The following is a 14,151-nucleotide window of genomic DNA, read 5'->3' on the forward strand; positions in this document are numbered from 1 at the left end:
CGAAATGCATTTAGGTGCAGCGTCGCGTGTTTCTCACCGGAGGTAGAGCTACTGGATGGTCTAGGGGGCCCACAAGCTTACCGAAATCAGCCAAACTCCGAATGCCGGTGAGTGAGAGCGCGGCAGTGAGACTGCGGGCGATAAGGTTCGTAGTCGAGAGGGAAACAGCCCAGATCGCCAGCTAAGGTCCCTAAGCGTGTACTAAGTGGAAAAGGATGTGGGGTCGCGAAGACAACCAGGAGGTTGGCTTAGAAGCAGCCACCCTTGAAAGAGTGCGTAATAGCTCACTGGTCAAGTGATCCTGCGCCGACAATGTAGCGGGGCTCAAGTACACCACCGAAGCTGCGGCATTCACACAATGCACCCCCTTGATTCTGCGGAGTCTTGGGCAGTGGTGTGGATGGGTAGGGGAGCGTCGTGTGGCCATGGAAGCGGCGGGGTGACCCAGCCGTGGAGGCCACACGAGTGAGAATGCAGGCATGAGTAGCGAAAGACGAGTGAGAAACTCGTCCGCCGAATGACCAAGGGTTCCTGGGCCAGGTTAATCCGCCCAGGGTGAGTCGGGACCTAAGACGAGGCCGACAGGCGTAGCCGATGGACAACGGGTTGATATTCCCGTACCCGTGTGAACGCGCCCCTGGTGAATCAGTGATACTAACCATCCTGAAGCGTCCTTACGCCCCTTCGGGGGCCCTGGATGTGGATGCATGGGACCTGATCTGGTAGTAGCCAAGCGATGGGGTGACGCAGGAAGGTAGCTGAGCCAGTCAGTGGTAATACTGGTGTAAGCCTGTAGGGCGAATGGTAGGCAAATCCGCCGTTCATACAGCCTGAGAGGTGACGCATAGCCGAATGAGGCGAATTCAGTGATCCTATGCTGCCGAGAAAAGCCTCTAGCGAGCTTTCACACGGCCCGTACCCCAAACCGACACAGGTGGTCAGGTAGAGAATACTAAGGCGATCGAGATAACTATGGTTAAGGAACTCGGCAAAATGCCCCCGTAACTTCGGGAGAAGGGGGGCCTCGTCCGGTGATCACTCTTGCAGTGTGAGCTGGGTGGGGCCGCAGAGACCAGTGAGAAGCGACTGTTTACTAAAAACACAGGTCCGTGCGAAGTCGTAAGACGATGTATACGGACTGACGCCTGCCCGGTGCTGGAAGGTTAAGAGGACCGGTTAGCCACTTCGGTGGCGAAGCTGAGAATTTAAGCCCCAGTAAACGGCGGTGGTAACTATAACCATCCTAAGGTAGCGAAATTCCTTGTCGGGTAAGTTCCGACCTGCACGAATGGCGTAACGACTTCTCAGCTGTCTCAACCATAGACTCGGCGAAATTGCATTACGAGTAAAGATGCTCGTTACGCGCGGCAGGACGAAAAGACCCCGGGACCTTCACTACAGCTTGGTATTGGTGTTCGGTTCGGTTTGTGTAGGATAGGTGGGAGACTGTGAAGCGCTCACGCCAGTGAGTGTGGAGTCGTTGTTGAAATACCACTCTGATCGTATTGGACCTCTAACCTCGGACCATGATCTGGTTCAGGGACAGTGCCTGGTGGGTAGTTTAACTGGGGCGGTTGCCTCCCAAAATGTAACGGAGGCGCCCAAAGGTTCCCTCAGCCTGGTTGGCAATCAGGTGTCGAGTGCAAGTGCACAAGGGAGCTTGACTGTGAGACTGACAGGTCGAGCAGGGACGAAAGTCGGGACTAGTGATCCGGCACCGGCAAGTGGAAGCGGTGTCGCTCAACGGATAAAAGGTACCCCGGGGATAACAGGCTGATCTTCCCCAAGAGTCCATATCGACGGGATGGTTTGGCACCTCGATGTCGGCTCGTCGCATCCTGGGGCTGGAGTAGGTCCCAAGGGTTGGGCTGTTCGCCCATTAAAGCGGCACGCGAGCTGGGTTTAGAACGTCGTGAGACAGTTCGGTCTCTATCCGCCGCGCGCGTTAGAAACTTGAGGAAGGCTGTCCCTAGTACGAGAGGACCGGGACGGACGAACCTCTGGTGTGCCAGTTGTTCCACCAGGAGCACCGCTGGTTAGCTACGTTCGGAAGGGATAACCGCTGAAAGCATCTAAGCGGGAAGCCTGTTCCAAGATGAGGTTTCTCACCCCCTCGAGGGGGTAAGGCCCCCGGCAGACCACCGGGTTGATAGGCCAGAACTGGAAGTCCGGTAACGGATGCAGGTGACTGGTACTAATAGGCCGAGGACTTACCACAAAGAAGCTACGCGTCCACTGTGCAGTATCTGAAACAACACACACGTTTCAGAACAGAAGAAAGAAGAACACCCCACCACCCACGGTGATGGGATGTGTGTCTTCGCTGATGTTCCGTGTGACAGTTTCATAGAGTTACGGCGGCCATAGCGGAGGGGAAACGCCCGGTCCCATTCCGAACCCGGAAGCTAAGCCCTCCAGCGCCGATGGTACTGCACCCGACAGGGTGTGGGAGAGTAGGACACCGCCGAACATCCGTTACCGAAAGGGGACCCAATATACTGGGTCCCCTTTCGTGGTTTGTGTGAAAGGAATGACTGTGTCGGAGAGTGACGACGGACGTCGGTCCTTCCGCGGAGGCGGCGCCTCCAACAGCAATCGAGGCGGCGCCTCCAACAGCAATCGAGGCGGCGCCTCCAACAGCAATCGGGGCGGCGCCGGCGGTTCGGGTCGGGGTGGCTCGACCGGTGGCCCCCGTCGCGATTCGCGCGACAACCGTGGCGGGGCCGGTGGCGATCGTCGCGGTGGGGGACCCCGTCGTGGCGGCGAGGGCGGTTTCGCGCCCCGTGGACGTGAAGGTGACCGTCCGCAGCGGCAGCAGGCGCGTCCGGACGAACCGGATCTGCCCGAGAACGTCGAGGCCGGCGAGCTCGATCCCGCGGTACGCCGCGACCTGCTGAGCCTGGACAAGACGAACGCGAACACGGTTGCGCGTCACCTGGTGATGGCAGGCAAGCTGGTCGACGACGATCCGCGACTTGCGCTCGCGCATGCCCGCGCCGCGCGTCAGCGTGCGGGCCGCATCGCCATCGTGCGTGAGGCCGCGGGTATCACCGCGTACCACGCCGGCGAATGGGCCGAGGCGCTGTCGGAGTTGCGCGCCGCTCGTCGCATGGCCGGTGGTCCCGGGCTGCTCGCGGTCATGGCGGACTGCGAACGCGGACTCGGCCGCCCGGAGCGTGCGATCGAACTCGGTCGGAGCGAGGAAGCTGCTGCGCTGTCCGGTGACGAGGCAGCCGAGCTGCGCATGGTCGTCGCCGGAGCGCGCATGGACCTCGGTCAGTTCGACCAGGCCGTGGTCACGTTGCAGACCCCCGATCTCGACGCTTCGCGGACCGGCCCCGGTGCCGCTCGCCTGTTCTACGCGTATGCGGACGCCTTGGTGGCGGCCGGCCGCATCGAGGACGGACTGAAGTGGTTCCTCAATTCCGCCGCCGCGGATCTCGAGGGTGACACCGACGCGGAGGAGCGTGTGGCCGAGCTGACCGGAGACGATCAGTGACGGTTCTGCGCGACGGCTACGACGCCCTGCTGCTCGACCTCGACGGCACCCTGTATCAGGGGCCGCAGGAAATCCCCGGTGCGCGAGAGGCTTTGGCGGCCGGGGAGCAGTCCTGCTACTACGTGACCAACAACGCCAGTCGCAGCCCGGGCGAGGTCGCGGAACACCTGACCGAACTCGGGTTCGACGCCGACGAGTCGACTGTGGTGACGAGTTCCCAGTCCGCGGCCAGGCTGCTCGCGGAGAACGTCGCCCCCGATTCGCCAGTCCTGATCGTGGGCACCGAAGCGCTCGCCGACGAAGTCCGAAACGTGGGACTGCGCCCGGTGCGGTCGTTCGAGGACGCGCCCGCGGCTGTCGTCCAAGGACATTCGCCGACGACGGACTGGGCGATACTCGCCGAGGCGACCCTCGCGATCCGGGCCGACGCGGTCTGGGTGGCGGCGAACCTGGACTCGACCCTCCCCACCGAACGCGGCCTCGTCCTCGGCAACGGATCGATGGTCGCGGCGCTACGCACGGCGACGTCCCGCGAACCACTCGTGGCGGGCAAACCGGCCGCGCCGCTGATGGAGGACGCGATGCGCCGCAGTGGTTGCGCGCGCCCGCTCGTCGTGGGCGACAGGTTGGACACCGACATCGAAGGCGCCAACAACGTCGGTCTCGACTCGCTGCTGGTGCTCACCGGAGTGAGCACCGCGGTCGACGTGCTGCGTGCGGCCCCGGAGCAAAGGCCCACCTATCTGGCGTCCGAACTGGACGCGCTCAACCGCCCCGCCGAGGAATCCCTCATCGGTGAGGACAGCCGCTGGTCCGTCCAGTTCGACGGCACAGACCTGGTGATCGAACCGACCATCGATTCCGCCGCGCGGGTGGATTCGGCCGCTCTGCTGCGCGCCGTGGCCGTCGCCGCCTGGAAGTTCCCCGACTTCGCGCGAATCACGTCGACGACGCCCGCGGTGAGCGCGGTCGCCTCCGACTGGGGTGCCTGAAACCCGGCAGACCCGCGTTGTTCGTCACGCGATTCGCTGTATGCGTATCGGAACCCGATGGACTAGCGTTGTGCCCGATGAGCACGCCAATACCGCGCCCGGGAGCCCATCTACCTGGGCCTCCTCAGAGTGTCGACCCCGAGAAGATCCACTCGGAGGTCGATGGATTGTTGTCGCGGCTCGGAGCCGTCGAACCGGATCCTGACGACGAGCACGGCGTCGGAGTCATCCCACGCAAAGCCCATCTTCTCGAGAAGGCGCACGACGTGCTGGTGGAGGCGCTGGCCACCGTGGACAAGATCTGACGTGGCCCGTCGAGCACGGGTGGATGCCGAACTCGTTCGGCGGGGACTGGCCCGGTCCCGCGAACACGCGCAAGAACTCATCGCCTCCGGCCGAGTGCTGATCTCGGGAGCGGCAGCGACCAAACCCGCCACCGCAATCGAAGCGGGAACTCCGCTGCGGGTGGTCGAGGTCGACAACGAAGTGTCCTGGGCATCGCGCGGAGCCCACAAACTCCTGGGTGCGCTCGAGGCGTTCGGCCCCCGCGGACTCGAGGTCGAGGCCAAGCGCTGCCTCGACGCAGGCGCGTCCACCGGCGGCTTCACCGATGTGCTGCTTCACCACGGCGCGCGGGAGGTGGTGGCGGTGGACGTCGGCTACGGCCAGCTGGTGTGGCGGCTCCAATCCGACGACCGCGTCCACGTCATCGACCGGACCAACGTGCGTTCCATCGACGCCGCGCAGATCGGCGGCCCGGTCGATCTGGTGGTCGCGGACCTCTCGTTCATCTCCCTGAAGCTCGTCCTCCCGGCGTTCGTCGGCTGCGTGGCCGACGGCGCAGATCTGATTCCGATGGTGAAGCCGCAGTTCGAGGTCGGCAAGGACCACGTGGGCTCCGGTGGTGTGGTGCGTGACCCGGAGTTACGCGTCGCCGCGGTACTGGATGTCGCGAAGGCGGCAGCGTCGCTGGGACTGCGTACCGTCGGTGCAGTGGCCAGTCCGCTGCCGGGACCGTCGGGGAACGTCGAGTACTTCCTGTGGCTCCGCGCGGATGTCACACCCGGGACGGATGATGTACCGGTCGAGTCGATAGAAGAGTTGATCCGCACCGCGGTGCAGGAGGGACCACAGTGAGCGGGGGAAGCAGCGGCACCCAGCAACGCGAGCGGGAGATCCTGCTCGTCGCGCACCCGGGCCGCGCCGAGATCACGGAGACCGCGAGACGCGTCGGCAAGATCTTCGAGCGGGCCGGAATCGGACTGCGCGTCCTCGTCGACGAGGTCGACAGCACCCGCATCGAACCGATGGACGGCATGGCCGCCGACGAATTCCTGGTCCCCGGGCTGGAAGTCACCATCGTGCAGGCCGGCCCCGACGCCGCCCTCGGTTGCGAGATGGTGCTCGTCCTCGGCGGCGACGGAACGTTCCTGCGGGCAGCGGAACTCGCCCAGGCCGCCTCCATTCCGGTTCTGGGCATCAACCTGGGCCGCATCGGGTTCCTCGCGGAAACGGAGGCCGAGCACCTCGACGAGGCGCTCGCCCAGGTGGTGCGTCGTGAATACCGCATCGAACACCGAATGACGCTGGACGTGCTGGTCCGCGTGGACGACGAGATCATCGAACGCGGCTGGGCACTCAACGAGGCGAGCATCGAGAACCGGTCCCGGCTCGGTGTTCTCGAGGTGGTGCTCGAGGTGGACGGCCGCCCCGTGTCGGCCTTCGGCTGTGACGGCGTCCTCATCTCCACCCCGACGGGGTCGACGGCGTACGCGTTCTCGGCAGGCGGCCCCGTGGTGTGGCCGGAGCTGGAGGCCCTGCTCGTGGTCCCGAGCAACGCGCACGCGCTGTTCGCGCGCCCACTCGTGACGAGCCCGAATTCGCTGATCGCGGTGGAAACGGTGGCGGGCAGCCACGACGGTCTGGTGTTCTGCGACGGTCGCCGGACCCTCGAGCTGCCCGCGGGCGCCCGCGTCGAAGTGGTGCGTGGCAAGGAACCCGTTCGGTGGATACGGCTGGATTCGGCGCCGTTCGCGGACCGGATGGTGCGAAAGTTCGAGCTGCCCGTCACCGGGTGGCGAGGAAGGAAGCCCTAGACGTGCTGGCAGAGATCAGGATCGACAACCTCGGTGTGATCTCCGAGGCGTCGGCGCAATTCCACGAAGGTTTGACGGTGCTCACCGGTGAGACCGGTGCGGGCAAGACGATGGTGGTGACGAGCCTGCACCTGCTCAGCGGTGCGCGGGCAGACGCGGGCCGGGTGCGTCTCGGCGCGCCCCGTGCCGTCGTCGAGGGCCGGTTCATGACGGAAAAGGGCTCGGAGCATGTCGAACGTGCCGTGTCCCGGCTCCTCGAATCGACCGGCGCCGAGCGCGACGAGGACGGCACCATCATCGCGGTGCGGACCGTCGGCAGCGACGGACGGTCCCGCGCCCACCTGGGCGGGCGCAGCGTTCCGGCGGGCGTGCTGTCCGAGTTCACCGATCCACTGCTCACCGTCCACGGGCAGAACGATCAGCTGCGGCTGCTGCGCCCCGACCAGCAATGCGCCGCCCTGGACAGGTTCGCGGACAAGACGGTCGGCCCGCTGCTGGCGCGGTACCGCAAGCACCGCGACGAATGGGTGACCGCGCGAACCGAACTGATCGAACGCACCGGGCGCACCCGGGAACTCGCGCAGGAAGCCGACCAACTGACGTTCGCCCTCAACGAGATCGACGGCGTCGCGCCCACCCCGGGCGAGGACGAGTCGATCGTGTCGGAGGTGCGCAGGCTCAGTGAACTCGACTCGCTGCGCTCTGCGGCCGAGGAAGCGCACGCCGCGCTCGCCGGCGGCGACGACATGGACGGCGACGGAGTCGGCGCACCCGCCTTGGATCTGTTGTCCGAGGCGCGGGCCCGGATCGAATCGGCCACCGACCCCGAACTGGACGGGCTCGGACCGCGCCTCGCCGACGCGATCGCGGTGATCACGGACGTCTCCGCCGACCTGACCACGTATCTCGCCGGACTTCCCGCGGATCCGGGGGCGCTGGACTCCTTGCTGTCGCGTCAGGCGGAACTGAAGAACCTCACCCGCAAGTACGCTGCCGACGTCGACGGCGTACTGGAATGGGCAGGCAACGCCCGTGCGCGGCTCGAGAAGATCGACGTGTCCTCCGATGCATTGGCGGCGCTGACGAAGCAGGTCGAGGAGTCGGCGGCGTCCACCGCGGAGGCCGCGTCGAAGCTGACCGCCGCCCGCGTCAAGGCGGCGGCCAAGCTCGCCAAGGCCGTCAGTTCCGAACTCGCAGGTCTGGCGATGGGCCGGGCCGCGCTGGAGGTGTCGGTCCGGCCCCGGATCGCCGGACCTCAGGACACGGCACCGCTCACCATCGACGGGACGGAACTGCACGCGGGATCGTCCGGCGTCGACGAAGTGGAATTCCGGCTGTCGGCGCACAGCGGCGCACAGTCGCTGCCCATCAGTAAGAGCGCGTCCGGCGGTGAACTCTCGCGCGTGATGCTGGCCCTCGAGGTGGTCCTCGCCGGATCCGACTCCGGCGCGACGATGGTGTTCGACGAGGTCGACGCCGGCGTCGGCGGTCGGGCCGCGGTCGAGATCGGCCGGCGACTCGCCCGGCTCGCGCGGACACACCAGGTCATCGTCGTGACGCACCTGCCGCAGGTCGCGGCGTTCGCGGACACCCACCTGGTGGTCGACAAGGTCGACGACGCGGACGGCGTCGTCAGCAGTGGTGTGCACCCGCTCACCGACGACGAGCGGGTGGTGGAACTGGCGCGCATGCTCGCCGGACTCGACGACACCGAGACCGGCCGCGCCCACGCGGAGGAACTGTTGGCCACCGCCAACGCCGAGCGTTCCGTCTGAACCGGCCCGGCGGACCGCCGGCCGCACCCGTGGTAATGGTGTGACTGATGTGGTAAACGGTTCGGCGCGCCTCCACAGGTCGGTCCGGCTTCCGGTCCATCATCGAACTCATGAAGATGCCGGCACTGCTGTCACGTAACACCGAAACTTTGCCTGGGGTCAGCGGCATCGCCAGGGTGGATCGCAACACGGCCAAGTTGCTGCGACGCGTCGGACCCGGTGACATCGTCGTTCTCGACGAGCTCGACCTCGATCGCGGGACCGCGGACGCCCTGGTGAAGGCCGGCGTTCTCGCAGTGATCAACGCGTCGCCCTCCATCTCGGGGCGCTATCCCAACCTCGGACCGGAGGTGATCGTCGCCAACGGGATCCTCCTGGTGGATTCGGCCGGCACCGAGATCTTCAAGAGCATCAAGGACGGCAGCAAGGTCCGGGTGAACGGGGGAGGTGTCTACTCCGGGGAACGGCGCATCGCGAAGGGCGAGGAACAGACCGAGGCGGAGATCTCCGACCGGATGATCGAGGCGAAGACCGGTCTGGTCGACCACCTCGAGGCGTTCTCCGGCAACACCATCGAGTTCATCCGCACCGAAAGTCCGCTGCTGATCGACGGAGTCGGCGTCCCCGACGTCGACGTCGACATGAAGGAACGGCACGTCGTGATCGTGTCCGACGGACCGGACCACGCGTCCGACCTGAAGAACCTCAAGCCGTTCATCAAGGAGTACTCGCCGATCCTCATCGGCGTCGGGGCAGGCGCCGACGTCCTCAAGTCGGCGGGCTACCGCCCCGACCTCATCGTCGGTGACCCCGAGGACATCACGAGCGCCACGTTGAAGTCGGGCGCCGAGGTGGTTCTCCCCGCCGACCAGGACGGTCACGCACCCGGTCTGTCACGGATCCAGGACCTCGGCATCGGAGCGATGACGTTCCCCGCGTCCGGGTCCCCGTCCGACCTGGCACTACTGCTGGCCGATCATCATGGCGCGTCGCTGATCGTCACGGTCGGGAGCACGGTCTCCCTCGACGAGTTCTTCGACCGCGGCCGCCGCGACAGCAACCCGTCGGCGTTCATGACCCGGCTTAAGGTCGGGCCGAAACTGGTGGACGCGAAGGCCGTGGCGACCCTGTACCGGAGCCGGGTGTCGGGCGGCGCGATCGCGCTGCTGGTGCTGGCCGCACTGGTTGCGGTGATCGTGGCCCTGGTGGTGTCGAACATCGGTGGTGAGGCATTGGACTGGGCCGTCACGACGTGGAACAGCTTCGCGTTGTGGGTTCAGGGGTTCTTCAAGTGATTTCTCTGCGTCACCATGCCATTTCCATAGCGGCGATCTTCCTGGCTCTGGCAATCGGCGTGGTGATGGGTTCCGGCCTGTTGTCGAGCGGTCTCGTGTCGGGGCTGCGCGACGACAAGGCCGACCTGCAGACCGACGTGGAGAAGGCGAACGAACGCAACAACCAGCTGACCGAGCAGCTGAACTCGGCGGACGGCTTCGATTCCGCCGTGGGCGGCCGCGTGGTGGCCGACTCTCTCGCGCAACGCACCGTGATGGTCGTGACGACCCCGGATGCCGACCCCGCCGACCTCGACGGGGTCAACCGCATGATCGCGCAGGCCGGCGGGTCGGTGACCGGCCGGGTGTCGTTGACCGATTCGTTCGTGGACGCGACGGGCGGTGACCGGCTGCGGACGGTCGTCAACAACGTGATCCCTGCGGGTGTCACGCTGAAGACCGGGGCCGTCGACCAGGGCAGCCTCGCAGGCGACCTGCTCGGCTCGGTCCTGATGCTCGGCAAGGAAACGGGCCAGCCGCAGAGTTCCGCACAGGAGATGGCGCTCGCTCTCGAGACCCTCCGCGGTGCCGGATTCGTCAGTTACGACGACGGTGCGGTCCAACCGGCACAGGTCGCGGTGGTGCTGACCGGCGACCGCGACGTGGAGGACGGCGTCAGCGGCAACCGTGGTGCGGTGGTGGCCCGGTTCGCGGGCGCGCTGGATGCGCGCGGTGCCGGGGCGGTTCTCGCCGGGCGTCCGGCGTCGGCACAGGGCAACGGCGCGGTCGCCGTGGCGCGGGCCGACGCGGCCCTCTCCGCGGCGCTCACGACGATCGACAACATCGACCGGGAAGCGGGCAAGATCACCGTTCCGCTGGCCCTGCAGGAGCAACTGAACGGCGGCGCCGGCCGGTACGGCACCGGGCCCGGCACGACCGGAGTCACCGTCGGGGCCACTCCGGCGTAGCGCGCGTCACATCGGGGCGGGCAATCGCGGCGCGTTGTTTCCGGGACGTACGACAAGGTGTTACCGTGAAGTCCCGTGGGTCGGCAGGCCCCAGCATTGCTCGAACAGACCAAGCCCTGCACAGTCGTCACGGGAGCCCCTTTGCCACAGTCACGCACTCATTCGCGTACCGCTACCAAGCACATCTTCGTGAGCGGCGGCGTCGCCTCCTCACTCGGCAAGGGCCTCACAGCCTCGAGCCTCGGGCAATTGCTGACCGCGCGAGGAATGCGCGTGACCATGCAGAAACTGGATCCGTATCTCAACGTCGATCCGGGCACGATGAACCCGTTCCAGCACGGTGAGGTCTTCGTCACCGACGACGGTGCCGAGACCGACCTCGACGTCGGCCACTACGAGCGTTTCCTCGATCGCGACCTGTCCGGTCAGGCGAATGTCACCACCGGCCAGGTGTATTCGACGGTCATCGCCAAGGAGCGGCGCGGCGAATACCTCGGCGACACCGTCCAGGTGATCCCGCACATCACGGACGAGATCAAGAGCCGGATCCTCGCCATGAGCGGACCGGACCTCCAGGGACACCAGCCGGACGTCGTCATCACCGAGATCGGTGGCACCGTCGGTGACATCGAGTCGCAGCCGTTCCTCGAGGCCGCCCGTCAGGTGCGCCACGACGTCGGTCGCGACAATGTCTTCTTCCTCCACGTCTCCCTGGTGCCGTACCTGGCGCCATCGGGCGAGCTCAAGACGAAGCCCACCCAGCACTCGGTCGCGGCACTGCGAAACATCGGTATCCAGCCCGACGCGCTGATCCTGCGCTGCGACCGTGAGGTTCCCCCGGCGCTGAAGAACAAGATCGCCCTCATGTGCGACGTCGACGTCGACGGGTGCATCTCGACACCCGACGCGCCCTCGATCTACGACATCCCGAAGGTGCTGCACAGCGAGGGCCTCGACGCCTACGTGGTGCGTCAGCTGGGTCTGCCGTTCCGCGACGTGGACTGGACCGTGTGGGGCAACCTGCTCGAGCGCGTCCACCAGCCGCGCGAGACCGTGCGGATCGCCCTGGTCGGAAAATACGTCGACCTGCCGGACGCCTACCTGTCCGTCACCGAGGCGCTGCGTGCCGGTGGTTTCGCGAACCGCTCGAAGGTGGAAATCTCCTGGGTGCCGTCCGACGCGTGTGAGACGGAGGCGGGCGCGCAGGCCGCCCTCGGCGACGTCGACGGCGTGCTGATTCCCGGCGGCTTCGGGATCCGCGGTATCGAGGGCAAGCTCGGTGCGATCCGGTACGCCCGTCACCGGAAGATCCCGCTGCTCGGACTGTGCCTCGGCCTGCAGTGCGTCGTGATCGAGGCTGCGCGCAGCGTGGGTCTCGACGACGCCAACTCCGCCGAGTTCGAGCCCGAGACCACGCACCCCGTGATCTCCACGATGGCCGACCAGGAAGACGTCATCGCCGGCGAGGCGGACCTCGGCGGCACGATGCGCCTCGGCGCGTACCCCGCCGTCCTGACGAAGGGATCCGTCGTCGCCCGCGCGTACGGCAGCGAAGAGGTGTCCGAGCGGCACCGTCACCGCTACGAGGTCAACAACGCGTACCGCGACCGGATCGCGAAGAGCGGACTCCGGTTCAGCGGAACCTCGCCCGACGGTCACCTCGTCGAGTTCGTCGAGTACCCGGCCGACCAGCACCCGTTCTTCGTCGCGACGCAGGCGCACCCCGAGCTGAAGAGCCGTCCGACGCGTCCGCACCCGCTGTTCGCGGCGTTCGTCGACGCGGCGCTGAAGCACAAGCTCGAAGAGCGGCTTCCCGTCGACGTGCACGGTGAGGAGCGGGCCGCCGTCGCCACCGATGACGAACTCGCCGACTCCGCCGACCGCGACGAGGTCGCGTCCGTCGACAGCGCGGGATAGGGCGAGACCGCCATGACCGACACCGGCCGGCACGAATTCGAGACTCTCGACTCGCGCGCCGTCTACAGCGGCGCGATCCTCGCCCTGCGCGTGGATCACGTCGCGATGCCGGACGGCCGGACCGCCGAACGTGAGGTCGTCGAGCACCACGGAGCCGTTGCCGTCGTGGTGCTCGACGACGAGGACCGGGTCGTCCTGATCCACCAGTACCGGCACCCTGTGGGGCGCCGATTGTGGGAGATCCCGGCGGGCCTGCTGGACGAGCCGGGGGAGGACCCGGTCGACGCGGCCAGGCGCGAGCTCGCGGAGGAGACCGGGCTCGGGGCCCGTCGCTGGTCCGTTCTCGTGGATGTCGTTCTGTCGCCCGGGTTCACGGACGAGTCGGTGCGCGTGTTCCTCGCCGAGGACCTGTACGAGGTGGACCGGCCCGCCCCGGAGGACGAGGAAGCCGACCTCGAGATCGAGCGGATTCCGCTCGACGAGGTCGTGTCGATGGTGCTGAACGGGACCATCGTCAACGCCACGGCCGTGGCCGGGGTCACGGCGCTCGCCGCTGCCCGGTCCCGCCCGGGCGGTGTCGGCGAACTCCGCGACGTGACCGCGCCCTGGGTCGATCGCCCCGACAGGTTCAGCGAGAGGAAACGCTCGCGCGCCGGCGGGGACGAGGCCGCGCGGGCATGACGTGGTAATTGCGAGGCAGGTGGATTCGTACCTCGACCACCTGGCTGTCGAGCGCGGAGCCGCCCGCAATACCCTCGGTTCGTATCGCCGCGACCTCGCGCGCTACACGCAGTTCCTCGCCGACCGGGAGCTCACCGACATCGGCCGGATCCGCGAACAGGATGTCAGTGACTTCGTGATCGCTCTGCGCAGCGGCGATCCGAATCGCGAACAGCCGCCGCTGGCCGCGAGCTCGGCGGCCCGCGCCCTGATCGCGGTGCGCGGATTCCACCGGTTCGCCGCGGCCGAGGGGATGACCGCAGTGGACGTCGCCCGGGACGTGCGGCCGCCGTCGCCGGCGAAACGGCTCCCCAAGTCGCTGCCGGTCAACGAGGTGCTGGCGCTGCTGGAGGCGGTCGGCGGCAGCGGACCCGCCGACGGTCCGCGGGCGGTCCGCGACCGCGCGCTGCTCGAACTGCTGTATTCGACGGGCGCCCGCATCTCCGAAGCCGTCGGCCTGGACGTCGACGACGTCGACACCGAGACCCGGTCGGTGCTGCTGCGGGGCAAGGGCGGCAAGCAGCGGATGGTGCCGGTGGGCCGGCCTGCCGTCGAATCCCTCGACGCCTATCTGATCCGGGGCCGGCCGGCGCTGGCATCACGCGCAACACCAGCGCTGTTCCTCAATGTCCGCGGCGGACGCCTGTCCCGCCAGAGCGCGTGGAAGGTGCTGCAGACCGCGGCGGACGCGGCGGGCATCTCGTCGGCGGTGTCACCGCACACGCTCCGCCACTCGTTCGCGACGCATCTGCTCGACGGCGGCGCCGACGTCCGCGTCGTCCAGGAGCTGCTGGGGCATGCCTCGGTGACGACCACCCAGATATATACGCTGGTGACAGTGGGTGCGCTGCGCGAGGTGTGGGCCGGAGCGCACCCCCGGGCGAGGTGACGGAAAGCGTGTCGAGGGGAA

At 66.9% G+C, this 14,151-nt stretch carries 11 protein-coding genes and 2 rRNA genes (1 of these 13 running past the window's edge); all 13 read left to right on the plus strand.

Annotation, left to right across the window (positions count from 1 at the left end; all coding sequences use genetic code 11):
* Positions 1-2,218: ribosomal RNA gene (locus JVH1_RS33025) — 23S ribosomal RNA — on the plus strand (it extends 918 nt beyond the left edge of the window).
* A gap of 135 nt (positions 2,219-2,353) precedes the next feature.
* Positions 2,354-2,470 (plus strand): 5S ribosomal RNA (gene rrf, locus JVH1_RS33030).
* A gap of 60 nt (positions 2,471-2,530) precedes the next feature.
* The gene (locus JVH1_RS33035) at positions 2,531-3,499 is read left to right on the plus strand and encodes a M48 family metallopeptidase (RefSeq protein ID WP_011594135.1); all 969 of its coding nucleotides are present in this window, start codon (positions 2,531-2,533) and stop codon (positions 3,497-3,499) included.
* A complete protein-coding gene (locus tag JVH1_RS33040) occupies positions 3,496-4,491 on the plus strand; it encodes an HAD-IIA family hydrolase (RefSeq protein WP_009473605.1) in 996 nt (331 codons plus the stop codon). Before JVH1_RS33035 ends, JVH1_RS33040 begins: the two co-directional genes overlap by 4 nt.
* A gap of 77 nt (positions 4,492-4,568) precedes the next feature.
* On the plus strand, positions 4,569-4,796 hold the full coding sequence (locus tag JVH1_RS33045; protein WP_050787244.1) for a hypothetical protein: 228 nt from the start codon (positions 4,569-4,571) through the stop codon (positions 4,794-4,796).
* Position 4,797: 1 nt separating this feature from the next.
* Positions 4,798-5,628, plus strand: a complete 831-nt coding sequence (locus tag JVH1_RS33050) for a TlyA family RNA methyltransferase (protein ID WP_043778058.1) — start codon at positions 4,798-4,800, stop codon at positions 5,626-5,628.
* Positions 5,625-6,587, plus strand: a complete 963-nt coding sequence (locus JVH1_RS33055) for an NAD kinase (RefSeq protein ID WP_009473603.1) — start codon at positions 5,625-5,627, stop codon at positions 6,585-6,587. Before JVH1_RS33050 ends, JVH1_RS33055 begins: the two co-directional genes overlap by 4 nt.
* 2 nt (positions 6,588-6,589) lie before the next feature.
* The gene (gene recN, locus JVH1_RS33060; protein WP_009473602.1) at positions 6,590-8,362 is read left to right on the plus strand and encodes a DNA repair protein RecN; all 1,773 of its coding nucleotides are present in this window, start codon (positions 6,590-6,592) and stop codon (positions 8,360-8,362) included.
* A 110-nt stretch (positions 8,363-8,472) separates the two neighbouring features.
* Positions 8,473-9,657 (plus strand): putative cytokinetic ring protein SteA, encoded by a 1,185-nt coding sequence (steA, locus tag JVH1_RS33065; RefSeq protein ID WP_009473601.1) that lies wholly within the window; start codon positions 8,473-8,475, stop codon positions 9,655-9,657.
* Positions 9,654-10,604 carry a copper transporter gene (locus JVH1_RS33070; RefSeq protein WP_009473600.1) on the plus strand — a complete coding sequence of 317 codons (951 nt, stop codon included), beginning with the start codon at positions 9,654-9,656 and terminating at the stop codon, positions 10,602-10,604. The genes steA and JVH1_RS33070 overlap by 4 nt, the downstream gene beginning before the upstream one ends.
* A 141-nt stretch (positions 10,605-10,745) precedes the next feature.
* Positions 10,746-12,521: a CTP synthase gene (locus JVH1_RS33075; RefSeq protein ID WP_011594131.1), complete on the plus strand. Its 1,776-nt coding sequence runs from the start codon at positions 10,746-10,748 to the stop codon at positions 12,519-12,521.
* Positions 12,522-12,533: 12 nt separating this feature from the next.
* Positions 12,534-13,202, plus strand: coding sequence for an NUDIX hydrolase (locus tag JVH1_RS33080; RefSeq protein WP_009473598.1), 669 nt, complete (start codon positions 12,534-12,536; stop codon positions 13,200-13,202).
* Between the two features lies 1 nt (position 13,203).
* Positions 13,204-14,130, plus strand: coding sequence for a site-specific tyrosine recombinase XerD (xerD, locus tag JVH1_RS33085; protein ID WP_043778055.1), 927 nt, complete (start codon positions 13,204-13,206; stop codon positions 14,128-14,130).
* Positions 14,131-14,151 lie beyond the last annotated feature (21 nt).

Origin of the sequence: Rhodococcus sp. JVH1 (assembly GCF_000280725.2) — a bacterium.
GTDB classification, from domain to species: Bacteria; Actinomycetota; Actinomycetes; order Mycobacteriales; family Mycobacteriaceae; genus Rhodococcus_F; species Rhodococcus_F jostii_A.

Bases quoted from the DNA above. Each gene is read 5' to 3' on its own strand.
- JVH1_RS33080 (WP_009473598.1), top strand. From the start codon at position 12,534: ATGACCGACACCGGCCGGCACGAATTCGAGACTCTCGACTCGCGCGCC.
- JVH1_RS33035 (WP_011594135.1), top strand. From the start codon at position 2,531: ATGACTGTGTCGGAGAGTGACGACGGACGTCGGTCCTTCCGCGGAGGC.
- JVH1_RS33045 (WP_050787244.1), top strand. From the start codon at position 4,569: ATGAGCACGCCAATACCGCGCCCGGGAGCCCATCTACCTGGGCCTCCT.
- steA (WP_009473601.1), top strand. From the start codon at position 8,473: ATGAAGATGCCGGCACTGCTGTCACGTAACACCGAAACTTTGCCTGGG.